The sequence below is a fragment of the Halorubrum lipolyticum DSM 21995 genome, from assembly GCF_000337375.1.
Taxonomy (GTDB): Archaea; Halobacteriota; Halobacteria; order Halobacteriales; family Haloferacaceae; genus Halorubrum; species Halorubrum lipolyticum.
Genome location: NZ_AOJG01000011.1, coordinates 1 through 25015, shown reverse-complemented (window position 1 = coordinate 25015; position 25015 = coordinate 1). Strand labels below are relative to the sequence as shown.

Genomic DNA, 25015 nt, shown 5'->3' with positions numbered 1-25015 from the left:
GACATGGACGAGACGGCGACGGTCGCGGAGTCGTACACCGAGATGACCGAATTGCTGTTGCCGAACGACACGAACAACCTCGGGCGGGCGCTCGGGGGCGCGGTCCTCCACTGGATGGACATCTGCGGCGCCATCGCCGGGATGCGCTTCTCGAACCGACAGGTCGTCACCGCCTCCATGGACCACGTCGACTTCATCTCGCCCATCGAGATGGGCGAGGTCGCCGTAATCGAGGGATACGTGTTCAACGTGGGGCGGACGAGCCTCGACGTGAAGGTCCACGTCAGCGCGGAGAACCCTCGGACCGACGAGCGCCGCCGGACGACGACTTCCTACTTCACGTTCGTGGCGCTCGACGACGAGGGCAATCCGGCCAGCGTCCCGGCGCTGACGACGCCGACCGAGGAGGAGGAGGCGCTGCGCGACGACGCCATCGAGGGTCGGCGCGAACAGCTGCGCGAGGTCGTCGAGCGCTACGAGCTCTAGGTACCAACCGACTCTCCCGACGACTCACCGAGTCGCGCTCGCGTCGTCGGCCGGATCCTCGACTCCCTCCGCCGATCTACCGATCACGTCGACGCGACCGTCGATCCCCGCGACCGCGGCCTCGTGCGCCTCGCAGACCAGCGCGGCGAGGTCGGCGGGGCCGTCGCCGCCCGCGGCGAGGTGGCTCTCGCAGTCGCAGTCGGACGCGCCGAAGCCGTCGACCGGCCCCGCGGGAAGTCGGTCGGCGACCGAACACTCCACGTCGGCGCCGACGCTCCGAACGACGCCGGCGATCCGGGCGTCCGGATGACCGAGCAGGTGGTCGACGTGCCAGTGGCGCACGTCGTGGTCGCCGCGGGCGGTCCGGCGGTGGCGGTCGACGCGGGCGAACCCCCCGGCGCCGAGCGCGCTGCCCGTGTACGCGTACTCCCCGGAGTTAAATCGGTGTTCGCCGAGCGCGCCGACGTCGATCGCCGCCGGCGCTGCGAGTTCGACGAGGAGGGTGTAGGTGCCGCCCGCGTCGCTCTCGGGGCCGCCCTCGACCGCGTCGCTTCCGGTCGCGTCCCCGCTCACGGCAGTGCCTCCGGCGGCTCGCTCGCCGCGGGACGGAGGTCGTCGACGAGGTCGCTCGCGGCGTCGGTCAGCTGGTAGGTCTCGTGAACGTCGGCGGGGTCGCGACCGCGTCCCGAGAGGGTCCCGACCACGCCGGCAATCCGGTCGTAGTTGTCGCGGACGAGCCCGCCGACGATCCCCGGCGTGCCGGCGCGATCGGCGAGCTCCTCGGCCGCCGAGCGGCCGGCGTACACCCGTCGCTCGCCGGGGTCGACGAGCACCATCGCGAACGGGCGCGAGCCGAACTGCGCGTCGAGGAACGGGCCGACGGGGTCGGCCTCCCACGGGACCGCGACGACGCCCTCCAGCCGCCGGAGCGCGACGGCCGCCACCGAGCAGTACGGGCAGTCGCCGTCGAAGATCAGCACCGGCGCGTCCGGGTCGGAGTCCATGCGTGCGGTACGCGCTCCGGCGGCTTAAGCGGCCGGCCGGAGCGGTTGCGATATTAAAAAGCGACCGAGCGAACCGATCAGTGCGAGTGGCCGAGCGCGTCTTCGAGCGACTGGCCGAAGCGTTCCTCGAACAGTTCCGCGGCGGTGTCGTTCATCTCCGCGATGTCGTCCGGGACCTCGCCCTCGCTGTGGTGGGCGATGACGTGCGCCTGCTGGGCCATCGCCTGCACCACCACGTCGCTGACGACGCGGGTCGGCTCCTCGCCCTGCTGGCTGAGCACGTCGACGAGGCCGGCGGGCAGTTCGAACGACTCCTCGTTGCCGTCGGGGTCAGTGACCGTGTAGGTCTCAGTGTCTCCCATACCCGTCGGACGGGACCGGCACATAAGGGTCTGTGGAAAGCGCGCGCCTCGCGTGCACGGGCGCTAGCTGCGCCCCGTGGCGTTCTCGTGGGTCCCCTGCGACCGACTCATCCGTGCGCCGAGATGGCCTTCACCGAGAAGCCCGAGCCGACGATGGTCGCGAGGTACACCGCGATGGCCGTGACGACGATCGATCCACCGGAGGGGAGTCCGAGACCGATCGAGACGGCGAAGCCGCCGATCACGGAGAGCTGTCCGAAGATCACGGCGAGGTACATCGTCTCGCGGAAGCTCCGGGCGATCTGGGAGGCGGCCGCGACCGGGACGACGAGCATCGCCGCGACGAGGATGACGCCGAGCACCTGCATCGCGCCGACGACGACGACCGCCGTCAACACCACGAGCAGGGTGTTGTATCCGGTGACGTTCAGCTGGGCGACCCGCGCGGCCTGTTCGTCGAAGGTGATGAAGAGGAGCTGTTTGTACGTCAGCGCCACGCCAGCGACGACGATCAGCGAGAGCGCGCCCATCACGCGCGCCCCCTCCGGCGTGACGACCGCGAGGTTCCCGAACAGGTACCCCCTGATGTTGACTCCGGTGAGGCCGTCGCCGTAGCTGATGATCAGGGTGCCGACCGCGAAGCTCCCGCTGAGCATGATCGCGATGGGCACGTCGCCGTAGGCGTCGGTGCGCTCCGTGAGCCACTGGACCACGAGCGCGCCGAGGATCCCCACGACGAGCGCGACGAGCAGCAGCGAGCCGTTCCATCCGGTCGACGAGGTGACGAGGATACCGATCGCGACCCCGGCGAAGGCGGTGTGCGCGAGCGTCTCGCCGATCAGCGCCATCTCGCGGTGGACGAGGAACGACCCGACGAGCGGCGCGACGACCCCGACGAGCACGCCGACCGCCATCGACTGCCACATGATCGGGTGTCGGAACACGTTCGTGCCGAACGCGGCGTCCATCCCGCGCCCGAGCGAGCGGAACGCGGCGTACAGGTCGCTCGCCACCGGGAGGTCCTGCGCCCAGTAGAGCAGGACGAACCCGAGCATGGCGACCGCGACGACGCCCGTGACCCCGATCCCGACGAGCTCCGCGGTCCGGCGGAGCCCGCGGTCGGGCCGAGACGCGTCCTGGTCGTCCGAAGGTCCTTTTTCGCTCATCAGTGGTGGTGGTGGACGACCTGTCCGGTGGTGCCGTACGCCTCCGCGAGGGCGTCGCTCTCGACGAACGACTCGGTGTCCCCGTGGTGGTACAGCTCGGTGTTGATACAGGCGATGCGGTTCGCGCGGTCGGTGACGACGCCGATGTCGTGTTCGATGAGGATGATGGTGATCCCCTCGCCGTTCAGGTCGTCGAGGAGGGCGTAGAAGGCGTCGCGCGACTCGGCGTCGACGCCGACGGTCGGCTCGTCGAGAGCGAGTAAGTCGGCGTCGCTCGCGAGGGCGCGCGCGATGTACGCCCGCTGTTTCTGGCCGCCCGACAGCTCCGAGACGAGCCGGTCGGCGAGGTCGCCGACGCCGACCGTCTCGATCGCGTCCGCGACGGCGGCGCGGTCGGCCGTCGAAAGCCGCCCGCGGCCGGCGTGCGCGAACCGACCCATGGTGACGCACTCGCGGACGGTGACCGGCATCGCGCCGCCTCGGCTCGTCGCCTTCTGGGAGACGTAGCCGATCCGGCCGCCGTCGTCGAACTCGTCGACCGGCCGGCCGAACAGCTCGATGGACCCCTCGTCGGGCTCGTGAAGCCCGAGCATGAGATGGAGGAGGGTGGTCTTCCCGGAGCCGTTCGGGCCGACGAGCCCGAGGAAATCGCCCTCGTCGACCGTCAGAGAGACGTCGCTCACGGCGACGGTGTCGCCGTAGGCGAACGTCACGCCGTCGAGGTCGACAATCGGAGTCACTGCGTGTGTCCGACGTGGGTCGCCCGCACGTTTAGCTCTTTTAGTCCGTCGTCGAGCCGCCGCGCCGGCAGGTCGACCGGCGGCTCGTCGCCCGCTCCGATCACTGCGCGTCGAACGCCCGCTCGAAGGCGGGGACGTTGACCTCGGTCATCTGTTCGAGGTAGCCGTACCCGGCGTCGTTCCACTCGCGGGTGGTCCCCCCGGCTGGCGTGACGGGGATCGCCTCCGTCGCGTCGCTGTTCTCGACGATCGACTCGGCGAGGGTGGACGACTCGAAGCGGTCGTACAACACCGCGTCGATCCCCTCCGTGTTCACGAGCTCGATCGTGTCGGCGATCTCGCTCTGCGTCGGCTCGTTCTGCGGCGAGACGCCGACCGGCGAGTGGAGCCGGAACCCGTAGCGCGCCTCCAGGTACTGGAATGAGTTGTGGCCAGCCATGACCGCCACGTCGCGCGCCGCGTTCTCGGCGATCGACTGGAAGGCGGCGTCAACCGCGTCGAGCTCCTCGGCGTACGCGTCGGCGTTATCGGCGTACGCGTCGGCGTTGTCGGGATCCGCCTCTCCGAGCCCCGCGGCGATCGTGTCGACGACATCGGCGGCGAGAACCGGATCGACCCAGACATGCGGGTCGTACTGGCCGCTCTCGTCGTGGTTCTCTTCCTCTTCCTCGTCGTGGCCGTCTTCCTCGTCGTGGCCGTCTTCCTCGCGATTTTCCCCCTCCTCCTCGTGCGAGTGATCCCAGTCGAGGAGGTCGTCTTCCACCCCGGCGAGCCCGTCGATCACGGCGACCGTGTCGTAGTCCTCTTCGAGCGTCGCGGCGAGGTCCTGCGCCCACGAGAACTCCGAGTTGTCGAGGTAGACGAACGCGTCCGTCGACGCGACGTCCGCGGCGAGGTTCCCGTCCGGGGTCCACCCGTGGCCGAGCCGTCCCACGTCGACCGGGTCCTCGAACGTCGCGTGGTCGCCGGCGACCTGATTCGCCCAGTCGTGGAGCGTGAAGAAGGCGGCGTAGCCGGAGTCGAACTCCCCGGATCCGCCGCTCGCGGCGTCGGAACACCCGGCCAGCGACGCCGCCGCCCCCGCCACCGCGAACCCGGCGCCGCGCCGCAGCACCGACCGTCGTGAGTGTGTCATACCGATCGATACCATGGATTAACAGAAAAAGGTTGTTATTTCACAACTCTAAATTAATAACTCGGGCGCCGAGAGCGCCGCCGGTTAACAACTCGGCGCGGCCGTTCGGGCGCAGACGCTCCCGTTACTCGGTGAGATCGACGACCGTCGCGCCGGCGAGGTCGACGAGCGCCTCCGGCTCGGTCGCGAACACCGCGCTCGGCGTTCCCGCCGCGCCGTAGACGGTGTCGTACCTCGCGAGCGTCGGGTCGAAGACGGTCGGGAGCGCGGCGTCGTGACCGATCGGGGGGACGCCGCCGATGCTCCAGCCGACGACCTCGCGGATCCGCTCCGGGTCCGCCATCGCCGCCGAGGCGGCGCCGAACTGCTCCGCGACCGCGTCCAGGTCGAGCCGGTTCGCGCCGCTCGTGACCGCCGCGGCGAGGTTCTCCGGCCCCGCCTCCCGCTCGGGCTCCGCGAGCGACACCACGATGGTGGAGGCGATCGCCGCGGTGTCACAGCCGACGGCGTCTGCGGCCGCGGCCGCCGTCTCCGTTCCGGCCTCGAACTCCAGCACGTCGAGGTCGACGCCGTGTCGATCCCGTACTCGCTCCTGGAACTCCGCCGCGCGCTCGTGCATGGGAGTAGGGGAACGGGAGCCGGCATCAACCTCCCGGATGCGGTGCTATGCGGGTCCATTTTAAAAGGGGCAAAAACGACCGCCCGCTCAGCGCGTCCGCAGCTCGTCTTTGTCCTTGATCACGCGGGCGTCCCCCTCGCCGGAGGTGACCTCGTTGACGAGGTCGTACAGGTCGTTCTGGAGCCCGGCGGGGAAGGTGAGCACGCCGACCCACGAGCCGTCGTTCTGCCACTCCTCGCGTTCGAGGTCGCCGAACTCGCGGATCTGCGCCTGTCCGGAGCCCGCGTAGTCGGCCGGGAGCTGGACCGCCATCGTCACCTCCTCGAAGCGGATCGGGATGACGGGGCGGAGCGCCTCGAGCGCGTCGTCGACCTGGTTCTCGACCGGCTCCATCGGGTCGACCTGGAACCCCGCCTCCTCGAGGGCGCGCTCGATGCGCTCCGGCGGATGCGGCGAGTCGTCCATCTGCGGGTTCACCGCGTTGCGCGTGATGGTGGTGACGAGCTGGTTGTGCTTGCGTTCCATCATCTCCTCGCGCTGCTCGGCGGTGATCTGGATCTCCCCGCGCTCGACGATCTCGGGGATGATCTCGAGCGGGTCGGTCGTTCCGAACACCGTCTCCAAGTCCTCCTCCGCCGGGCGATCGCCCCGAGACGCGTTCTCGAACACGTCCTCGGCGGCGATCACGTCCTCCAGATCGCCCTCGAACTCCCCCCGTTTCATCGCCAGCGCCGCGTCGGGGTCGATCAGCACCTCGAACCGTTCGCCGTGCGACTCCAGTCGGGCCGTCACGGCCTCGTCGAGCGATATCATACCTTCCGATACCACCCCCGTGGTGAAAAAGCCTCCCGCGACGCGCCGCGGGCGCGACTGTCCCGTTCGGTCGGCTCTCGTCCGCCGGTCAGCTCCCGGCCGAGGGCCGCTCGTCCGGCCACTCGTCTCGACAGCGCTGCGAGCAGAAGTGTCGGTGCACCGCGTCGCCGCCGTCGACCCACGTCACGGTTCGGCGACCGACGCCCAGCGCGGGCTCCCCACAGGTCGCACAGCGCGGCGCGGACTCCTCGTCGACGTCCTCCTCGAGGTCGGAAGTCGGATCTACCATACCCGTCCGTACGCCTCCGGACACTTGAACCCGCGAAGGGCGGCAGTTCTGGCCGTGCGGCTCGGACTCATCGACCGGCGGGCCGGCCGTCGCTCCGCTCGGCCCGTCCCCGTCCTCGCCGCCTCCCGGTCGGGTCAGCGGTCCGCGAGGGGTGTTCGACCGCGAACTCCGCGTTCGCGGCCGGGTCTGTCAGCGCCCGCTCGCGGCCGTCCGGCCACCGAACGTCGACCCGGACCGGGGTCGCACCCCCGAGCCCGAAGTGCGCCACCGGCTCCGTCTGACAGAGGCAGCCGCCGCCGGCGTCGACGGTGCGGCGCTGGACGCCGTCGGTCGTTTCGAGCCGGACGACGGCGCCCCGAGCGGGCGCTCCGTGACGCGTGGTCGGGCGGACGCGGAGCCATCCGGCGGCCGCCGCGGTCGGGTCCTTGTACACCGCGATCGGTTGGGCCGCGACCTCGCCGTGGACCACGATCAGCTCGAGGACGCCGTCCCCGTCGATGTCGGCCGCGACCGCGCCGGTGCCGAAGCCGTCCGGCTCGGCGGCCGGCCCGGGGTCGACGCGACGCCAGCGCGCGTCGGCGTCGCTCCCGTCGGGCCCGCCCGCCCCTCCTCTCGTCGCCTCGTCGGCGCGCGAGAAGAGCCGGTTGGGCTCTCCGGAGGCGTTGAAGAACAGCTCTTCGCGGCCGTCGTTGTCGAAGTCGGCGGCGACGACGGTCCGGACCCGCCCGGTGTCGCGGAGCGCGGGCGGCGCGGCGTCGACGAACTCCCCGTCGGCCGTCTGGCGGAGGAGTCGGTTCGGCCCGCCCTCGTTGCCGACCGCGAACGCGAACCGGCCGTCTTCGTCGACCAGAGCGGCCCCGCGCGTGTCGCCGGCCGGGTCCGAGAGCGCGGTCCCGCTCTCGGCGCTGTCGTAGTGGCCGCCGTCGTTCCGGAACAGCCGGTTCGGTCCCCGCTCGACCCCCGCGAACAGGTCGCCCTCGCCGGAGCAGTGCGGGACCGCGAGCAGCGACCGACACCCGCCATTGACCTCCAGCCCGACCGCGTCGGCCATGTCCGTGATCTCGCCGTCGTCCCCGATCTCGTAGAAGGAGAGCGGGGCGGCGTACCCGGAGACGGCGACGCCGTAGCGGCCGGTCCCGAGGCGGTCGAGCGCGGCGACCGACCGGCCGGCGCGCACGGCGAGGCGGTCCGCGTTCACGTCGAGCGCGAACAGATCGGTCCATCGGTACCGCTCGGACTCGAGGCGATTTAAGAGGAGGTCGGGGTCGCCGCCGCCGTCGACGCCCTTGGTGCAGTTGTGGACGTACACCTCCTCGCAGCCGTCGGCGTCGAGGTCGGCCGCGCACACGCCCATCCCGTGTCGAGTCCCGTCGGCGACGATCCCGCAGGCCGTGTCGACGAAGCGGTCGCCGTCGGGGGCGTACAGCCGGTTGGGCTCGCCGTAGCCGGCGACGAACACGAGCGGCCCCTCCCGGCCGGGCGTCACCGCGACGCCGTAGCCCCGAACCGGGTCGTCGTCCGCGACGATATCGGACCGCTCCGTGAACATGGCCGTCCGTCACCGCTCGGGGAATAAGAACTCACGGGTCCGCTCGGAGACGACTTTATAACTGCGAGCGCTCGCGAGCGCGGTCGACGGCGAGCGACGGCGGCGGAGCGCCGACCGCTTATAAATCGGTCCGAGCCGCGCTAGCTGAGCACGAACACGAACAGCGCGACCCCGGCAGTGAGCGTCAAGAAGAGGACGCTCCGGCCGATGCCGGTCCGGATCTCGACGTCGACGCCGGCGCGCGCGAGCGCCTCTCGCGGGTGCATCCCGATCCACTCGGCGCTCGCGATCGTCGCCATCACCGCGCGGTCGACGGCGGCCCACAGCTCGGTGACGCCCCAGACCGACCCGCGACCGAGATAGAACGTCGCCGGGTACGTCACCGCGTCGACGTCGCGCATGTGGTGGGCGAGCCAGGCGAGCGGGCGCTTCAGCGCGAAGAAGCCGACGAACCCGGTGACGAGCAGCGCCGCGCTCTCGGTCAGGTGGCTCATGCTGTACGGCTTGAAGTACACGTCCTCGCTGAGAATGATCTCCGTGAACGGCATCAGCTCGATCAGCTGGTAGTAGAACACCCCGAAGAAGACGCACGCCCCGCCCGCCAGCACCATGCCGGCGGTCTGGAACGGCGTCGCGTCCTTCGGCGACAGCGTCGCCGACCCGTGGAAGAACACGTAGTAGCCGAGCTTGATGAACGACATGAACGTCCCCACGCCGCCGAGGATCAGGAGCCACCAGAGGAGCCCCTCGCCGAACAGCAGCTCGAAGTTGTGCACCTCGTGGGCGGAGTCGATCACCATCCCCTTCGAGATGAACCCGTTGAAGCCCGGAACGGCCGTAATCGACGCCGCGCCCACGACGTACACGAGGAAGGTGACAGGCATCACCCGCCAGAGCCCGCCCATGTCCCTGATGTCCTCGACGTCCGTCCGGTAGATCACGACGCCGACCGCCATGAACAGCAGGCTCTTATAAAGGACGTTGTTGAACAGGTGCGCGAACCCGCCGGTGACGGCGAACTCGCCGACGTACGTCGCGAGTCCGAGCCCCGCGAGCATGTAGCCGACCTGCGCCTGGATGTGGTACGACAGCAGGCGGCGCGGGTCGTACTGCAGCAGCGCGAAGAAGGCGCCGTAGACGGCCATGAAGCCGCCGAGGTACGCGAGCCACATGCCGCCCTCGGGGAACGCGCGGTACATCACGTACACCGCGGTCTTCGTGGTGAACACCGAGAGGAACACCGACGCCGCGACGTGCGGGCGCGGGTAGGTGTCCGGCAGCCATGTGTGCAGGAAGATGAACCCGCAGTTGACGCCGATCCCGATCGCGGCGAGCAGCGTCGCGGAGGCGTCGATTCCGTCCGTCGCCGAGAACAGGAAGGTCCCGGCGTTCGCGAAGTGGACGACGACGGCCCCGAGCAGGAGCGTCCCGCCGATCCCGTGGAAGATCGCGTAGCGGTAGCCGGCCCGGACCGCCGCCCCGCCGTACTGCCACACCAGGAGCGTCGAGGTGACGGCCATCAGCTCCCAGAAGAAGATCAGGGTGAGCCAGTCGCCGGCGTAGATCGTCCCGACCGTCGTGGCGACGTAGATCAGCGCGAACGCCGTCACCCACGTGGGCGCCTCGGTGCCGTACGCGTACAGCACCGCGGCGGTCGCGAGGAAGCCGACGACGACGCCCATCAGCAGCGAGAACTGGTCGACGTTGAACCACACCACGTCGAACCCGAGGAACTGCGTCGCGAGGTGCGCGCCCGTCCCGCCGTCGCCGAGCAGAACGGCCTGCGCGAAGGTGAACGCCGTCGCCAGCGCGGCCACCGCGTGACCGGACCGGCGCGGGAGCGCCAGCACGGCGAGCGCGGCGAACGCGAGCAGCACGTACGGCGGCACCGACGTGAGGATCGGGTTCACGGGCGCGTCACCTCCTCGGGGAGCCGCGTGTCGACGATGAGCTCGACCAGCTCCAGGAAGCCCATCTCGTAGGGAATCACGCCGAGCAGCACCGCGAGGCCCATCGCGGTGAGGATCGGGCCGAGCGTGAACCACGTCGACTCGCGTCCCCGGAGGGCGTCGAGCCCGTCGATTCGCTCCCAGCCGCCCGCGGGCGGTCCGCCGGCGTGGCCGCCGTCATCGTGGTCCGCGTGGTCCGTGTGGTCGTCGCCGGCCGCGTCGTCGCGGGTCTCGCGGTCGTCGCGACTCTCGTGGTCGTCGGATCCGGTATCGTCACCGTCGCCGCCGCGCCCCACGCCGAACGGCACGTCGGCGTCCGAAGGACGCGAGTCGACCGCGTAATCGCCGGTGTCGACGCGCTCCGCGGGCTCCGAGAAGTCCCGGTCGCTCGTGTCGAAGTCCGGGCGAACCACGCCCTCCTCGTCGGTCGGGAGGTCGTCCATCTCCGCGTCGGGGATGTCGGAGTCGTCCGGCACCTCGTGGTCGTCGCCGGCGGGATCCGCGTCCTCAGTGTCGACCGCCGAGCCGCCCTCGGCGCTCTCGACGACCTCGTCGATGTCGGCGTCTTCGTCGTCGGCCTCGTCGCTCCCGACGTCGTCCTCGTCCTCCGGACGGCCCCCGTCGGTGGCCGCGTCGTCGGCTGCGCGGCCACCATCGGTCGCCGCCAGCGTCGACCGCGACTCCCCGCCCATCCGGAACTCGACGAGCGGCTTCGCGTCGTGGGCGTCCTCCGACTCGAAGAAGGCGGTGTAGATCACCGGCCAGAAGTACGCGATGTTGAGCACCCCCGAGAGCAGCAGCGCCCCGACGAGGTAGTAGGCGACGGGCGTGAACTGGGCGCCCATCCGGATCCCGCCGATCAGCATGTAATACTTGCTCACGAACCCGGCGAGCAGGGGGATCCCCGCCATCCCGAGCGAGGCGACGGTAAAGGCCCCCATCGTCAGGGGCATCCGCTTGCCGATCCCCGCCATCTCCGAGATGTAGTCGGTGTGCGTCGAGACGTGGAGGTTCCCGGCGCAGAAGAACAGGGTGAGCTTCATGAACGCGTGCGCCGGGATGTGCAACAGCGCGCCCACGAGCCCGTACCAGCCGAACAGCCCGAGCCCGAGGATGATGTAGCTCAGCTGGCTCACCGTCGAGTAGGCGAGCCGCTGTTTCAGGTGGTCCTTCCGCAGCGCGATGATCGAGGCCGCGGTCAGCGTGACCGCGCCGATCGTCGAGAGGACGAGCCCGGCCGAGAAGCCGAACGGGAGCGAGAGGTCGAAGACGAGCTCCGGGCCGAACACGTCGAGGACGACCCGCGAGACGCCGAACGCGCCGGACTTGACGACCGCGACCGCGTGGAGCAGCCCGGAGACGGGCGTCGGCGCGACCATCGCCTCGGGGAGCCACTGGTGGAGCGGCATGATCCCGGCCTTCACGCCGAACCCGATCGCGAGGAGGAAGAAGGCGAGCATCGCGAGGCCGGGGTCCGCGTTCGCGAGCTCCTCGATGCCGCCGGCGGTGAAGTCGACGTTGCCGGCGATCAGGTAGACGAGCGCCGTCCCCGCGAGCACGAGCACGCCGCCGCCGAACATCGTGTACGCGAGGTACTTCCGGCCGGCCGCGCGGGCCTCGTCGGTCTCGTCGTGGGCGACGAGCGGGTACGTCGCGATCGAGAGGATCTCGTAGAAGACGAAGATCGTCACGAGGTTGCCCGCGAACGCGATCCCCATGGTCGCCGACAGCGACACGGCGAACGCGGCGAAGTAGCGGGTCTGGTTCGTCTCGTCGTTGCCGCGCATGTAGCCGATGCTGTAGAAGGAGGTGACGATCCAGAGCCCGCTCGCGAGGAACGCGAACAGCATCCCCAGCGCGTCCGCGCGCAGCACGAACTCGATCCCGGGCAGGAACGCCCCGAGCGAGGTCTCGAACACCGCGCCGTCGAGGACGGCCGGGAGCATCGAGGCGACGATCGCGAACTTCGCGACCGCCGCGGCGATCGTCCACCCCTCGCGGACGTTCGGGGAACGGTACGACGCGACGATGAAGAACGCCGCGACGAACGAGACGAGGACGGCCAGTAGGGGGCGTAGATCGGTTATGGGTACGTCAGTCATGCGAACACCTCCGTGAGGTACGGGTCGAACCACTCGAACAGCGCGTAGCCGCCGAAGCCGAGCGCGACCGTCGTCAGCGCCGCGAGGACCAAGATCGCGAGCGACGCCGGGGGAACGCGGTCCGGAACGAGCCGCGACCGGGGCGCCCCCTCGACGGGCGTGAGGGGACCGTCGCCGTCGTCGTCGGTCACCGATTCGCGACCGCCGTCGGCTGCGACGCCGCGGTCGGCGTCGTCGTGGCCGCCGCCGTCACCGTGACCGCTCTCGTCGTGGTCGTCTCCGTGACCGTCCGAGAGCCCGACGCCGGCGAAGTAGAACCGCTCTATCACCCGCGCGACGTAGGACAGCGTGAACAGCGTGCTGACGAAGATCACGACGGCGATCCCGATTCCGGCGGGGTCGCCGCCGGCCATGCTCGACTCGACCGCGCCGACGCCGATGTACCACTTCCCGAGGAAGCCGATCGACGGCGGGATCCCGACGAGTCCGAGCCCGAGCAGGGCGACCGCGCCGCTCGTGTAGGGGGCGGAGCGGGCCGCGCTCGCGAGGTCGTCGAGCTTGCGGGCGCCGTAGCCGAGCGCCAGCAGGCCGATCCCGAGGAACAGTCCGAACTTCAGCAGGCCGTGACCGACGAGGTGGACGATCCCGCCGAGCAGCGCGGTCTCGTTCGCGAGCGCGATCGCGGCGACGATCATCCCGAACTGGGCGACGGAGGAGTACGCGAACATCCGCTTGAGGTCGGACTGCATCGCCGCGAGCGCGGATCCCGCGAGGATGGACGCGCCGGCGACGATCAGCATGCCCGTCGTGATCGCGTCGTTGGCCGCGAGGAAGTCGACGGTGAAGACGGTGTACGACACTCGTATCAGCGCGTACGCGCTCGCGGTCGACACGAGCGCCGCGACGACCGTCGTCACCGCGTCCGGCGCGCGCTGGTACGCGTCCGGCTGCCACGCGTGGATCGGGAACACGGCGATCTTCAGGCCGAGCCCCGCGACGATCAGCGCGTAGCTCGCGCGGATCAGGGGGTCGGCGTAGCTCGCCTGCTGGACGATCTGCGCCTGCATGTCGAGCATGTTCAGCGTCCCCGTCGCGAGGAAGGCGTAGCCGACGCCCAGCAGGTATAACGAGGCGCCGACCGTCCCCACCACGAGGTACTTCAGCGAGGCGTACGCGCTCGCTCCGGACCGGTCGGCCGCGATGAGCGCGTACGTGGAGATCCCGACGATCTCTAAGAACACGAACATGTTGAACAGGTCGCCGGTGAGCACGAGCCCGGTGAGCCCGCCGACGAGCAGCAGGTACCCGCTGTAAAACGAGTTGCCGCGCGGGCCGGCCACGCGCGCGAACGCGAGCGTCGCCAGCGAGACGGCGGCGACCAAGGCGAGCACCGCGACCGACAGCTCGTCGGCCACCAGCTCGATCCCGATCGGGGGCTCGTACGTGCCAAGCGCGTGCGAGAGCGCTCCGCCGCGGGCCACCTCGATCCCGATCGCGGCCGCGAGCCCGGCGAGTGCGGTCGTCGCGACCGCCGCCACGGGCCAGCCCGCCCGCTCGTACTTCAGCCCGAGCGCGAGCGGGAGCGTCGCCGCGACGAGCGGGACGGCGATGGCGACCGGGAGGAGCACGTCACTCATCGGCCTCACCCCCGTCGGCACCGCCGACCGCCGGTCGCTCCGGGAGCGACCCCTCGTCGCGCAACAGCTCTCTGAGCACGTCGGTGCGGAGCGTCCCGTACTCGTCGTAAATCCGGATACAGAGCGCGAGGCCCACCGCGGTGAGGCTCACGCCGACGACGATGGCGGTGAGGACGATCACGTGCGGGAGCGGGCTGACGAACGTCCCCGTCTCGGCCGCGCCCTCGGGGACGATCGGGATCGCGCCGCCCTCGACGTACGCCGAGGTGATGAACAGCAGGAATATCGCCGTCTGGAACAGGTTGAGGCCGATAATCTTCTTCACGAGGTTCTGGTTGGCGATCATCATGTAGAGTCCGATACACAACAGCAGCGCGAACGCGACGTACGCGTGTCTCGTCGTCAACACGTCGAGCGCCGAGGCGGTCGCGGTACCGGACGCGAGGGCGGCCGCGAAACCGGAAGCGGCGTCGGCCGCGGCGCCGAGGGCGACGCCGGTCATCGGTCACCTCCGGCGTCGGCCGCGTCCTCCTCGAGGGGCCCGCTCTCGTCGATCGATTCGTCCTCGTCGAGGGAGCCGTCTCCGAGCCCACCTCCGACGGAGTTGAACCCCCTCGCGAGCAGGAAGAACAGCCCCATGAGCACGCCGGCCACGATGGGGGCGATCCCGAGGATCTCGACGCCCTCCATCCCGTACTTGACGGGATCGAGGATCGGGATCGGCAGGAGGTCGTACTGGAGGAACGCCCCGCCGAGCGCGACCGGAACGAGCCCGATACCGGCGAACACGAGCGCACCGCCGACCGCGAGCGCGACGACGACGGTGTTCGCGAGCCAGTCGCGCGTCGACTCGATGCCGAACGCGAACGCGATCATGAACACCACCGCGGCCATGATCGCGCCGCCCTGGAACCCGCCGCCGGGCGAGCCGCTCCCGTGGAAGGTGATGAAGAGGCCGAAGGTGAACGCGATCGGCGCGACGATCTTCACGGTCGGCATGATCACCTGGCTCTCGGTGTAGGGCGTCCCCTGCCGCTCCTCGGAGTCGAGTCGCCCCGACCGGGAGACGGCGCGGTGCGGGGGGAGGTCGGACTCGGCGTCAAGAGATGCGTTTACTTCGCTGTCTTCGGCCGTGTCGCTGGCTGTGTCTGTCATGTCGGTGTCGTCGACGACGTCGCTCATGCGAACACCTCCCGGTGAAGGACGATCAGCGCCGCGATTCCACCGGCGAAGACGACGACCGCCTCGCCGAAGGTGTCGAACCCGCGGAACGCCGCCAGCACGGCCATCACGGTGTTCTCGACGTGGGTCTGCGCGTACGACTCCGCGAGGTACCACTGCGTCACGTCCGGGTTCGACCAGACCGGCGCGTCCGGCGAGCCGATCGCCGGGATGTCGCTCATGGTGAGCAGGAGCCCGGCGAACAGGAACCCGGCGGCGCCCGCGGCCGGGAGGTTCACCGACTCGAAGGCGGTCTCGTGGTCGATCCGGGTCGTCTTCGCGAGCGTCAACAGCAGCAGGACGGTCGTCACGCCGGCCGAGATCGCGGCCTCCGTCAGCGCCACGTCGGGCGCCCGGTAGAACGTGTACAGTGCGGCCATCCCGAGGCTGTACGCCCCGAAGACGATGACCGCCGCGAGCACGTCGCGGGCGAGCGCGGTCGCGAGCGCCGTGAGCACGACGAACGCGAGCAGGCTCGCCTCGATCGCGGTGACCTGCGCGACGACCGGGGAGGCGGGAAGCGGCGCCGTCATCGGCGCTCGTCCCCCTCGGTCCACGGCACGGTCCCCTCCTCGAAGGCGGCCCGGGCGATCGCGTGGGCCGCCGTCGGGTTCGTCACGAAGATGAACAGGAGCAGGAGCACGCTCTTGACCCCGGCGGCCTCCCAGCCGATCGCGAGGGCGACCGCGGCCAGCCCGAAGCCGGCGCCGAGCGTGTCCGCCTGCGAGGCGGTGTGCGCCCGCGAGTACACGTCCGGAAGCCGAAGGACGCCCGTCATCGAGACGAACGAGAAGAACAGCCCGAGCAGGGTGAAGGCGACGACGAGCCCCACGCGGGCGGTTCCGAGCGCGTCCATCACAGCACGCCACCCCGCTCGACGGTGAACTTCGAGATGGCGATGGCCATCAGGAAGTTCAACAGCGCGTACACTAAGGCGATGTCGAGGAACGTCGGCTCCGAGAGCGCGGCGCTCAGGATGGCGAGGATGACGACGGTGTTCGTCCCGAGGACGTTCACCGCGAGCACCCGGTCCTGCATCGTCGGGCCCTTCACGGCCCGGTAGAGCATCCCGATCGCGAGCACGGTGAACCCCGCGGCCGCGAGCAGCAGGAAGTCGCCGACGGTGTAGCCGGCGATGAGCGAGGCGTCGACGACGCTCACGCGTCGGTCACCCCCTCCGCTTCCGCCTCGCCGTCCTCGTCACCGGGCGACGCTCCGCCGTCGGCCGCGGCGATCGGCAGTTCCTCCGTCGCGTCCGGCCCCTGCAAGATCGCGCAGTCGTCGCGCTCGCGAGGCGTCGGGAGCCGCGCGGACGCCCGTCCGTAGTAGACGAACCGCGTCCAGCGCTCTAGGGAGCCGTCGAAGAGCCCGTCGCGGGCCGACGGGATGAGCGAGTGGACGTACAGGTCGCTGTCGCGGGCGCGCACCGTCAGCGTCCCCGGCGTCAGCGTGATCGAGTTCGCGAGCGTCATCAGCGGGAGCCCGCTCCCGACGATCACGCGCATCCGGTTCATCGTCGGCTCGATCGGGAGCCGCGGGTCCAGTATCACCCGGGCGACCTCGACGTTCGCCTTGACGATCTCGAAGAGGAGGACGGGGACGTAGATCACGCCGCGGAGCACCCGCATCGGCGTCCGCGGAACCGCCGGTTCGGTGTCGATGCTGACCCGCGAGAGGGTGATCGAGACGATCGCCGCGGTCGCGACGCCGGTCACCCAGTCGAACCAGTAGAACGGGTCGCCGAGCACCAAGTAGAAGGCCAGCGAGAAGCCGAACATCGCGACGAACCGCGTTCCGGTCGCCTCGCTCCGGAGCCGCTCGCGCCGGGTCGGCCGGGTCACCGGGGCCGTCTCGACGGACAGCGAGGTGTTCGACAGCGCGAACTCCAGCGGCTGGAGCAGGGTGGTGTTCCCGACGGGCGTGTACTCCGGATCGAGCAGCACCGCGTCGGCGCCGTGCTCCTCCGCATAGGCGGCGAGCACTCGGACGTAGTCGTCCGGCCCGAACAGGTACTCGTCGGCGCCGATGAGTTCCGTCGCGACCGTCACCGAGGGGCGTTCCCCGTCGAGGTCGTCGAGGTCGGAGAGCGCCCAGGCCTCGGCGCGCTCGAGGACGCGCTCGGCCGACGCCGCCCGGTCGTCGGCGCCGGGGTCGCCGTTCCGCCACGATGCGATCTCCACGAGGTGGATCGTCGCGAAGCCGTCGTCGACGGCCGTCTCGACCGCGTGCGCGACCGTCGCGCGGAGGGTCGGCGTCGGTTCGACGGGCACGACGATCCCTCCGGTCGGCGCGGACGGGGACTCGCGGTCCGCTTCGCCGTCGGAACCGCTCTGTCCGGTGGGGCCGTCGGCGGTGTCGCTACCGGCGTCGGGGTCGCCAGCCTCGCCGCCGCCCTCGCCGTCGGCGGTGTCGCTACCGGCGTCGGCGTCAGCCACCCACCACACCTCTGACGGAGCCGAGTTTCGCCGTCTCTATGCACATGTGTCTCTCTGTCCCGATCCTTTCTCTACCGACTCAAAACAGTTTGTATCCGCGACGGTTTCGGGGTCAGACGCCGCCTGCGCGGATCGAGACGGTCGTCACGCCGACCGCCCGAGCTCCGCGGCCAGCCTGTCGGCGATCCGCCCGGCGACGGCGTCCTTCGAGCCGGCGGCCTCCTCGGGTTCGGTCCCCTCTTCGCCGACGAGGAGGACCCGGGTCTCGTCGCCGCCCATCACGCTCGCGTCGTTCGCGACGACGAACGCGAGCCCGACCCGGTCGCGGATCCCTTCCGCCTCCGCGACCATCGCCGCGTCGTCGCCGGAGGTCTCGGCCTTGAACCCGACGATCGGGAGGTCCGGGTAGGCCTCTCGCACCGAGTCGATCAGCTTCGGCGTCGGCTCCAGATCGACCGACAGCGGCGAGCCGGAGCGGATCTTCTCGTCGACCGCGTCGGCGGTGAAATCGGAGATGGCCGCCGCGGAGACCAGCGCGTCGGCGGTGGCCGCGGTCCGGCGGCACGCCTTCATCATCTCCGCCGCGGTCTCGACCGCGACCACGTCGGCGTAGGGGACGTCCGGGCCGTCCTGTACCAGCGTCACGGTCGCGCCCCGGACGTACAGCGCCCGGGCGACGGCGCGTCCCGTCTTCCCCGACGCCCGGTTCGTTAGGATTCGGATCGGGTCGATCCGCTCTTTCGTCGCCCCCGCGGTGACGACGACGTGAGTCCCCGAGAGCGACTGGGGCGTCGTCGCCCGAGCGACCCGCGTCACGATGTCGTCCTCCGCGGCGATCTTCGCTTTCCCCTCTTCGATACGGGGGTCCGCGAACGTCACGCCCCACGCCTCCAACCGGTCGAGCGCCTCCAGTACGCCCGGGTGGTCGTACATCGGCTCGTGCATCGCCGGCGCCATCACGACCGGCACGTCCGCGCCGAGCGCGGTCGTCGCGCAGGTCGTGACCGGGGTGTCGTCGACCGCGGCCGCGACCTTCCCCGCGGTGTTCGCGGTCGCGGGCGCCAAGAGGAGCACGTCGGCCCACCCGTCGCGTCCGCAGAGTTCGACGTGTTCCACGTCGCCGGTAATCTCGGTGACGACTGGCTCGTCGGTCGCGAAGTCGACCGCCCACGGGTGAACGATGTTCGTCGCCGCCGGGGACATGACGGCGCGCACGCTCGCGCCGCAGCGGCGCAGCTCGTGAGCGAGTTCGACCACCTTCACCGCCGCGATGCTCCCCGAGACGCCGAGCGCGACGTTGACCCCCTGTAGCATTACCGAGAGGGTTCCGGCCCCGGCGGCTTATAAGATAGCGTTGCGGATCGGCGTCGAGATCGGGGAGCCGTATGGGTGCGAGTCACTCCGCGACTTCGACGGTGACCTCGTCGCGCTCGACGGCCAGTCTGAACGTCGGCACGGTCCGGTAGACCACCTCGACGACGTTCTTGCGTTCGAGGCTCCGGAGCGCGCGCCGCACCTCGTCCACGTCGGGATCGAGGTCGAACGCCTCGCGGACGGCGTTGAGAACGGCCACGACCGACTGCGAGCGCTCGTCGGGCCCCGCCACGACCTCGAACACCCGCGCCTCCAGCTCGGGGACGCGGATCGTCTCCGGCGCGGCGCCCTTCGCGACCGCGTCGGCCTCGATCCCGGGCTCGACGTCGACGAGGTCGTTCGCCTCGGCGGTCGATCGGATCAGACTGTCGTCGTCGCGGTAGTAGTACTCCTTCAGGTGGGTTTCCAAGTACTGATGGACCTCGCTGCCGCTCTCGAGCCCCCACGCGTCCTGCAGCTCGCCGTTCTTCGTCGGTTGGAGCCGGACGATGTCGGCGAGCCGGCTCCGCTCCTCGTCGGTCAGACTCATCTGTCCTCGACCGCGCTCGCGGCGCGGATCACGGTCTCCTCGTCGAACTTCGGCCCGACGAGCTGGAGCCCGACCGGGAGCCCGTCGGCCTCTCCCGCAGGCACCGAGACGGCAGGGAGGTTCGCGAGGTTGACGGGGGTGGTGTTCGCGTCCGCGAGGTACATCCGGAGCGGGTCGTCGAGGCTCTCACCGAGCTCGAAGGGGAGCACCGGCATCGTCGGCGACGCGATCACGTCCACGTCCGCGAACGCCTCCTCGAAGTCCCGTCGAACCCACGCCCGAGCGTCCTGCGCCTTCTGGTAGTACTTGTCGTGGTAGCCCGCCGAGAGCGCGTACGTCCCCAGCAGGATCCGGCGTTTGACCTCCGCGCCGAACCCCTCCTCGCGCGTCTCCGCGAACGACTCGTTCCAGTTCCCGTCCGAGTCGGCGCGGTTGCCGTAGCGGACGCCGTCGAAGCGCGCGAGGTTCGAGGACGCCTCCGCCATCGCGATCACGTAGTACGCCTGCACTGCGTGCTCGACCGAAGGCAGCGAGATCTCGGTGGTCTCGGCCCCCTGCGCTTCGAGGTCCGCGATCGCGGCCTCGACCGTCTCGACGACGCGCTCGTCGGCGCCGTCGAACAGCTCGGTCGGGACCCCGACTGTCAGCCCATCGACGTCGCCGTCGGCGGCCGCGGCGTAGCTCGCGTCGGGGTCGGCGCCCTCGACCTCGCTCAAGTCGCGGGTGGTCCCGTCGTGCGGGTCGGGGCCAGCGATCGCGTCGAGTCCGGCGGCCGCCTCCTCGACGGTGCCCGCGATCGGGCCGATCTGTTCGAGGGAGTTCGCGTACGCGACGAGCCCGTAGCGCGAGACGAGCCCGTAGGTGGGCTTGATGCCGACGACGCCGCAGAACGCGGCCGGACAGCGCACCGAGCCGCCCGTGTCGGAGCCGAGCGCGATGTCGGCCTCGCCCGCGGCGACCGCCGCCGCCGACCCGCCCGACGAGCCGCCGGGGACGCGCTCCGGGTCGACCGGGTTCTTGGTGGGGCCGAACGCGGAGGTCTCCGTCGTCGTCCCCATCCCGAACTCGTCCATGTTCGTCTTGCCGACGACCGTCGCGCCCGCCTCGGTCAGCCGGTCGACGACCGTCGCGGAGTACGGCGGGACGTAGTCGGTGAGCATCTCGGAGCCGCAGGTCGTCCGGATACCCTCAGTGGAGATGTTGTCCTTGACCGCGACCGTCGCGCCCGCGAGCGGCCCCTCGGCGTCCGCGTCGCCCTCGATCGTCTCCTCCGTGATGAAGAGGTTGTAGTCGGCCGCCATCACGACACCTTCGGCCCGACGAAGAAGCCGTCCTCCGTCTCCTCGGCGTTCGACAGCGCCTCCGCCTGCGTGAGTCCGTCCTCGACCTCGTCGGGGCGCATCACGTTGACGAGCTCTTCCTCTCGGTCCGTCTCGGGCACCTCGTCGAGCGCCTCGAAGTAGTCGAGGATGTCGCCGAACTGGTCGGCGAACGCCTCGACCTCGTCGTCGTCGAGCCGCACGCGGGCCAGCTCCGCGACGTGTCGGACCTCCTCGGCGTCGACGGCGGCCGCGGCGTCGTCGCCCCCGTCGGGCGCCTCCCCCGCGTCGTCCGCCGACTCGGACGTATCGCTCATACGCCGAGGTGTTCCGCTCCGGGAGTAAGGGTTTCGGAACGGGCGTCGCCGGCCCGCGACGAACGCCCGCGGCGTCACTGCACGGCGTCGACGAAGGCGAGCCAGCGCTCGTGGCCGTCGAGCGTCGCGGAGCGGTGTTCGTCGGCGAAGTCCGGGTGACGGATGGTGTCTAAGGCGTTCAGTGCTCGGTCGATCCCGACGATCTCGTCGGCGAGCGTCTCGGCCGTCTCGCGGTCCAGCGGGCCGTCGGTCGCGTCGGTGCCGCCGTCCCCCTCGCGCTCGCCCCGAAGCCGGTTCATCCGCCGCTCGCGCTCCGCGCGGAGCGTCGTTTTCACCGACGACACCTTCCGGTCGAGCGCCGGGGGAACCGTCTCGATCGCCCGCGTCTCCACGATGAACTCGGAGAGGTCGACCTCGGCTCCGTCAATGGTGACTGCGTCCGGGACCGACGCGCCGACCGTCGCGCTCTGGCTGGTGACCCGATCGAGTATCGCCTCCCGCTCGGACTCGTTCATGCTCCCCGTTTCGGGACCGGCGCGAAAATGGGCTGCGGTGACGGGGCCGCGCTCACTCGTCCGCCGACTCGTCGGCGCGGACCGTCACCACCGGCGGGTCCGCCATCCGCACCACCTTCTCCGTGACGCTCCCGAGCAGGTACCGATCGAGGCCGGTCCGTCCGTGCGTCCCCATCACGATGAGGTCGATGTCGTTCCCGTCCGCGTATTCGAGTATCGTCGCGTGCGGGTCGCCCGACTCGACGGCGGTCGCCGTCTCGATGCCACCGAGCGCTGCGCTCGCTTCCTCGACGATCGCCTCCCCCCGCTCCCGCAGCACCGACCGTCGCTCGTCGATGTCGGCGGTCCCTCCGACAGTCCCGCCCTCGGCGCCTGACGACGGGTCGCTGCTCAGGGCGACACCGTCGTCGGCGAGGAACGCCTCGCCCATCCCGATCGCGACGTGGCGCGTGTCGACGACGGACAGCACGTGGACGGTCGCGTCGAACGCCGACGCGAGCTCCTCGACGTGTTCCGCCGCCGCTTCCGACCCGGTGCTCCCGTCCGTCGGATACAGTATCTGGTCGTACATCGTACCACCAAGTTGAAACTTCGAGGAACAGCGATAAAAACGCACCGCAGGTTCCCGCTCTCGGGCGCTCCGCGGTCGATCGGCCCCTCGTCGGGTGCGATCGGCCCCTCGTCGAGCGTGATCGGGCGAACGACCCGCCTACAGCAGGTCGTTCGAGACGAGCCGATCGACCGCCTCGCGGAGGCGCTCCTCGCTCGCGGCGTAGGAGATCCGGGCGTAGCCCGGTGCGTTGAACGCGCTGCCGGGGACACAGGCGACGGAAGCGTCCTCGATGGCGGCCTCACACCACGCCTGGTCGTCGTCCGCGACCGGGATCATCATGTAGAAGGCGCCGTCGCCCACGTCGACGTCGACGCCGTGCTCGTCGAACAGGTCGACGAGGAGGTCGCGGCGGTCGCGGAACGCGTCGCGCATCGCCGCGACAGACTCGTCGGTGTTCTCGAGGGCCTCGACGCCCGCGCGCTGGACGAAGTTGACCGCGCACGAGACGGAGTGCGAGTGGAGCTTCCCGGCCTGCCCGACGAAGTCGTCCGTGGCGTGGAGGTAGCCGAGCCGCCACCCGGTCATCGAGTACGCCTTCGAGAAGCCGTTGACCGTGATCGTGCGGTCGGCCATCCCGTCGAGGCTCGCCAGCGAGACGTGCTCCGCGTCGTAGGTGATGCGCTGGTAGATCTCGTCGGAGATCACGGCGACGTCGTGTTCGACCGCGAGGTCGCGGACGCCCTCCAAGGCGGTCTCCGAGAAGACCGCGCCCGTCGGGTTCGACGGGGAGTTGACGACGAGCAGCTCCGTGTCGTTCGAGACGGTCTCCGCGAGCTCGTCGAGCGCCGGTTCGAGCTGGAAGCCGTGCGGGGCCAGGTCGACCCGCGAGAGGTCGGCGCCGGCGAGCTTCGCCATCGCCTCGTAGGAGACCCACGCCGGGTCGAGGAGGACGACCTCGTCGCCGTCGCCGATCAGCGTCTGGAACGTCTCGTACAGCGCCTGTTTGCCGCCGGGGGTGACGATCACCTCGTCGGCGTCGGCGTCGATCCCGTCGTCGCGGAGCTTCGCCGCGATCGACTCCTTCAGTTCGGGGATGCCGTTCGAGGAGGTGTACCCGGTGTGGCCGGCGTCGAGGGCGTCTTTCCCCGCTTCGACGATGTTCGACGGCGTGTCGAAGTCGGGCTCGCCGACCGAGAGGTCGACGATGTCGGCGCCCTCGGCCTCCTTCGCCGCCGCGAGGTTCGATATCGCCAGCGTGGCGCTGGGCTCTACGCGTCCGATCCGCTCTGAGAAGTCGTATGCGTCGCTCATTGTGGTGTGGTGTGGTCGTTTCGTCTCCGTCAGTCGAGCTCCGCCGCGAGGTCGATCGCCGCCTCGGCGGCGTCCGCGCCCTTGTCGACCCGCTCGCGCGCCTCGGCGCCGGACATCCCCGGGCCGCTCACGCCGAACGTGACGGGGGTGTCGCGGTCGAGGCTCACTCGCGTGAGCTTGTCGGCGGTCGCGCTCGCGATCACGTGGTCGTGTTCGGTGTCGCCGGTGACGATGGCGCCGACGACCGCGACGGCGTCGACGTCGTCTCGGCGCGCGAGCCGGTCGGCGGCCAGCGGGCTGTCGTACGCTCCCGGCACGCTCACTTCGTCGACGATGACGGCGTCGCGGTCGGCGGCCGCCTCGCGGGCGGCCTCGGCCATCGGCTCCGTGACGGAGTCGTTGAACCGCGCGACCACCAGTCCCAGCGAGACCATACGCCCGCTCACACCGGGGGCGGCAAAGGTCTACCGTTCCGGAGGAGGGTTGCCGGGCGAATGCGATCGGGAGTGATGAGGGATCGAGTGGTGAGTGCTTATAAATGGCCGATACGGTGGCGCGCGCCTGTGAGCGGCCGAAGGGCGCGAACAGCGCCGCGCGAGGGAGTCGCGAACGACGCGGGCGACGGAGGGGAGCCCCGGGTGAGCGACGAGGCTGGGGAGGCGTGAGGTGCGGGGCGGTGTGGTCGGATGGGGCTTTGGAGGTGTTCGCCGCCGAGTCAGTACCAACCGTTTATACCCAATACCGAGCGCCTGGAGACCTCACGGCATCGTAACCGCCCTACTTCGCGACTTTCGCCTCGAACTTCTCGCGCACCTTCTCCATCTTCGGCTTGGCGTGGAAGGTGCAGTAAGCGTCGTCGGGGTTCTTCGCGAAGTAGTCCTGGTGGTGCTCCTCGGCGCGGTAGAACGTCTCCAGCGGTTCGATCTCGGTCACCACGTCGTCGTCGTACTCCTCGTCGAGCGCGTCGACGTACGCCTCGGCGACCTCTCGCTGTTCCTCATCGTGGGTGAGGACGATCGAGCGGTACTGGCTCCCCACGTCCGGCCCCTGTCGGTTGAGTTGGGTCGGGTCGTGGATCTCGAAGAAGGCCTCGAGGACTTCGTCGTAGGCGATCACGTCGGAGTCGAACTCGACCTGCACGACCTCGGCGTGGCCGGTGTTCCCGGAGCAGACCCCTTTGTACGTCGGGTTCTCGACGTGACCCCCGGCGTAGCCGGACGTGACCGACTCGACGCCGGCGAGCTGTTCGAGCGCCGCCTCGGTACACCAGAAGCACCCGCCGCCGAGCGTCGCGGTTTCGAGCTGATCGGACATAGTTGTGACAAGGGTTCGGAGACGTATTAATGGCGCGCGCTTACGAGTGAGAGGTGATCCGTCCTGTGGGTTCGGATTTATAAATCGATGGCTACGGATCGACGGTGAACACCTCCAAAGCCCCAGCCGATGAGGCGGTACGTGATCGAGAGCTCTGCGGAGAAGCCTTCCAAAGCCCCAGCCACTCGGCGATACGTGATCGACGACTCTGCGGTGAACACCTCCAAAGCCCCAGCCGGTGAGGCGGGCGCACGCTCGCTGCGCGCTTCAGTCGCT

30 protein-coding genes are annotated in these 25015 nt (G+C 70.1%); 1 reads left to right on the top strand and 29 read right to left on the bottom strand.

All coding sequences use genetic code 11. The features are described from left to right. Window positions 1-3 precede the first annotated feature (3 nt). Window positions 4-486, top strand: a complete 483-nt coding sequence (locus C469_RS04620) for an acyl-CoA thioesterase (RefSeq protein ID WP_008004272.1) — start codon at window positions 4-6, stop codon at window positions 484-486. 24 nt (window positions 487-510) lie between these two features. On the opposite strand, the gene C469_RS04615 is transcribed toward C469_RS04620, so the two are convergent. The 29 genes from C469_RS04615 to C469_RS17380 form a co-directional block, all read right to left on the bottom strand. Continuing rightward, on the bottom strand, window positions 511-1059 hold the full coding sequence (locus C469_RS04615) for a GIY-YIG nuclease family protein (protein WP_008004271.1): 549 nt from the start codon (window positions 1057-1059) through the stop codon (window positions 511-513). Beyond that, window positions 1056-1490, bottom strand: coding sequence for a hypothetical protein (locus tag C469_RS04610; RefSeq protein WP_008004269.1), 435 nt, complete (start codon window positions 1488-1490; stop codon window positions 1056-1058). Before C469_RS04610 ends, C469_RS04615 begins: the two co-directional genes overlap by 4 nt. Before the next feature lie 77 nt (window positions 1491-1567). Continuing rightward, complete coding sequence (locus C469_RS04605) at window positions 1568-1852, bottom strand: DUF7545 family protein (RefSeq protein ID WP_008004266.1); 285 nt, start codon at window positions 1850-1852, stop codon at window positions 1568-1570. A gap of 107 nt (window positions 1853-1959) precedes the next feature. Further along, window positions 1960-3018 (bottom strand): metal ABC transporter permease, encoded by a 1059-nt coding sequence (locus tag C469_RS04600; protein ID WP_008004264.1) that lies wholly within the window; start codon window positions 3016-3018, stop codon window positions 1960-1962. Further along, window positions 3018-3758, bottom strand: coding sequence for a metal ABC transporter ATP-binding protein (locus C469_RS04595; RefSeq protein ID WP_008004261.1), 741 nt, complete (start codon window positions 3756-3758; stop codon window positions 3018-3020). Before C469_RS04595 ends, C469_RS04600 begins: the two co-directional genes overlap by 1 nt. Window positions 3759-3858: 100 nt before the next feature. Beyond that, complete coding sequence (locus C469_RS04590; RefSeq protein WP_008004258.1) at window positions 3859-4893, bottom strand: metal ABC transporter substrate-binding protein; 1035 nt, start codon at window positions 4891-4893, stop codon at window positions 3859-3861. A 124-nt stretch (window positions 4894-5017) separates the two neighbouring features. Then, complete coding sequence (locus C469_RS04585) at window positions 5018-5512, bottom strand: YbaK/EbsC family protein (protein WP_008004256.1); 495 nt, start codon at window positions 5510-5512, stop codon at window positions 5018-5020. Between the two features lie 87 nt (window positions 5513-5599). After that, window positions 5600-6325 (bottom strand): ribosome assembly factor SBDS, encoded by a 726-nt coding sequence (locus C469_RS04580; protein WP_008004254.1) that lies wholly within the window; start codon window positions 6323-6325, stop codon window positions 5600-5602. Between the two features lie 88 nt (window positions 6326-6413). Further along, window positions 6414-6614, bottom strand: a complete 201-nt coding sequence (locus C469_RS04575) for a DUF7576 family protein (RefSeq protein WP_008004253.1) — start codon at window positions 6612-6614, stop codon at window positions 6414-6416. A 67-nt stretch (window positions 6615-6681) separates the two neighbouring features. Continuing rightward, window positions 6682-8163: a CRTAC1 family protein gene (locus C469_RS04570; RefSeq protein WP_008004252.1), complete on the bottom strand. Its 1482-nt coding sequence runs from the start codon at window positions 8161-8163 to the stop codon at window positions 6682-6684. 140 nt (window positions 8164-8303) lie between these two features. Continuing rightward, a complete protein-coding gene (locus tag C469_RS04565) occupies window positions 8304-10073 on the bottom strand; it encodes a Na(+)/H(+) antiporter subunit D (protein ID WP_008004251.1) in 1770 nt (589 codons plus the stop codon). Next, window positions 10070-12214: a cation:proton antiporter gene (locus C469_RS04560; protein ID WP_008004250.1), complete on the bottom strand. Its 2145-nt coding sequence runs from the start codon at window positions 12212-12214 to the stop codon at window positions 10070-10072. The genes C469_RS04565 and C469_RS04560 overlap by 4 nt, the downstream gene beginning before the upstream one ends. Beyond that, the gene (locus C469_RS04555) at window positions 12211-13851 is read right to left on the bottom strand and encodes a proton-conducting transporter transmembrane domain-containing protein (protein ID WP_008004249.1); all 1641 of its coding nucleotides are present in this window, start codon (window positions 13849-13851) and stop codon (window positions 12211-12213) included. The genes C469_RS04560 and C469_RS04555 overlap by 4 nt, the downstream gene beginning before the upstream one ends. Next, window positions 13844-14353 carry a cation:proton antiporter subunit C gene (locus C469_RS04550; RefSeq protein WP_008004248.1) on the bottom strand — a complete coding sequence of 170 codons (510 nt, stop codon included), beginning with the start codon at window positions 14351-14353 and terminating at the stop codon, window positions 13844-13846. Before C469_RS04550 ends, C469_RS04555 begins: the two co-directional genes overlap by 8 nt. Next, window positions 14350-15033, bottom strand: coding sequence for an MnhB domain-containing protein (locus C469_RS04545; RefSeq protein ID WP_008004247.1), 684 nt, complete (start codon window positions 15031-15033; stop codon window positions 14350-14352). Before C469_RS04545 ends, C469_RS04550 begins: the two co-directional genes overlap by 4 nt. Continuing rightward, entirely contained in the window at window positions 15030-15605 is a 576-nt protein-coding gene (locus tag C469_RS04540; RefSeq protein ID WP_008004245.1) for a DUF4040 domain-containing protein, read from the bottom strand. Before C469_RS04540 ends, C469_RS04545 begins: the two co-directional genes overlap by 4 nt. Next, the gene (gene mnhG / locus C469_RS04535; protein WP_008004244.1) at window positions 15602-15928 is read right to left on the bottom strand and encodes a monovalent cation/H(+) antiporter subunit G; all 327 of its coding nucleotides are present in this window, start codon (window positions 15926-15928) and stop codon (window positions 15602-15604) included. Before mnhG ends, C469_RS04540 begins: the two co-directional genes overlap by 4 nt. Beyond that, a complete protein-coding gene (locus C469_RS04530; protein ID WP_008004243.1) occupies window positions 15928-16233 on the bottom strand; it encodes a cation:proton antiporter in 306 nt (101 codons plus the stop codon). Before C469_RS04530 ends, mnhG begins: the two co-directional genes overlap by 1 nt. After that, window positions 16230-17507: a monovalent cation/H+ antiporter subunit E gene (locus C469_RS04525; protein WP_008004242.1), complete on the bottom strand. Its 1278-nt coding sequence runs from the start codon at window positions 17505-17507 to the stop codon at window positions 16230-16232. Before C469_RS04525 ends, C469_RS04530 begins: the two co-directional genes overlap by 4 nt. Before the next feature lie 144 nt (window positions 17508-17651). Further along, window positions 17652-18821, bottom strand: a complete 1170-nt coding sequence (gene coaBC, locus C469_RS04520) for a bifunctional phosphopantothenoylcysteine decarboxylase/phosphopantothenate--cysteine ligase CoaBC (protein ID WP_008004241.1) — start codon at window positions 18819-18821, stop codon at window positions 17652-17654. Between the two features lie 82 nt (window positions 18822-18903). After that, window positions 18904-19410: a DUF5797 family protein gene (locus tag C469_RS04515; protein WP_008004240.1), complete on the bottom strand. Its 507-nt coding sequence runs from the start codon at window positions 19408-19410 to the stop codon at window positions 18904-18906. Further along, entirely contained in the window at window positions 19407-20711 is a 1305-nt protein-coding gene (gene gatA, locus C469_RS04510) for an Asp-tRNA(Asn)/Glu-tRNA(Gln) amidotransferase subunit GatA (RefSeq protein ID WP_008004239.1), read from the bottom strand. The genes C469_RS04515 and gatA overlap by 4 nt, the downstream gene beginning before the upstream one ends. After that, entirely contained in the window at window positions 20711-21046 is a 336-nt protein-coding gene (gatC, locus tag C469_RS04505) for an Asp-tRNA(Asn)/Glu-tRNA(Gln) amidotransferase subunit GatC (RefSeq protein WP_008004238.1), read from the bottom strand. The genes gatA and gatC overlap by 1 nt, the downstream gene beginning before the upstream one ends. Window positions 21047-21120: 74 nt before the next feature. After that, on the bottom strand, window positions 21121-21561 hold the full coding sequence (locus tag C469_RS04500) for a DUF5788 family protein (protein ID WP_008004237.1): 441 nt from the start codon (window positions 21559-21561) through the stop codon (window positions 21121-21123). Window positions 21562-21613: 52 nt separating this feature from the next. Further along, a complete protein-coding gene (locus C469_RS04495) occupies window positions 21614-22132 on the bottom strand; it encodes a universal stress protein (RefSeq protein WP_008004236.1) in 519 nt (172 codons plus the stop codon). Between the two features lie 138 nt (window positions 22133-22270). Then, the gene (locus C469_RS04490; protein WP_008004235.1) at window positions 22271-23425 is read right to left on the bottom strand and encodes a pyridoxal phosphate-dependent aminotransferase; all 1155 of its coding nucleotides are present in this window, start codon (window positions 23423-23425) and stop codon (window positions 22271-22273) included. Between the two features lie 29 nt (window positions 23426-23454). Beyond that, on the bottom strand, window positions 23455-23859 hold the full coding sequence (ribH, locus tag C469_RS04485; RefSeq protein ID WP_008004233.1) for a 6,7-dimethyl-8-ribityllumazine synthase: 405 nt from the start codon (window positions 23857-23859) through the stop codon (window positions 23455-23457). 343 nt (window positions 23860-24202) lie between these two features. Beyond that, the gene (msrA, locus tag C469_RS04480) at window positions 24203-24739 is read right to left on the bottom strand and encodes a peptide-methionine (S)-S-oxide reductase MsrA (RefSeq protein ID WP_008004230.1); all 537 of its coding nucleotides are present in this window, start codon (window positions 24737-24739) and stop codon (window positions 24203-24205) included. Between the two features lie 77 nt (window positions 24740-24816). After that, on the bottom strand, window positions 24817-25015 hold a 199-nt coding region (locus C469_RS17380; protein WP_206536628.1), incomplete at its 5' end, for a hypothetical protein.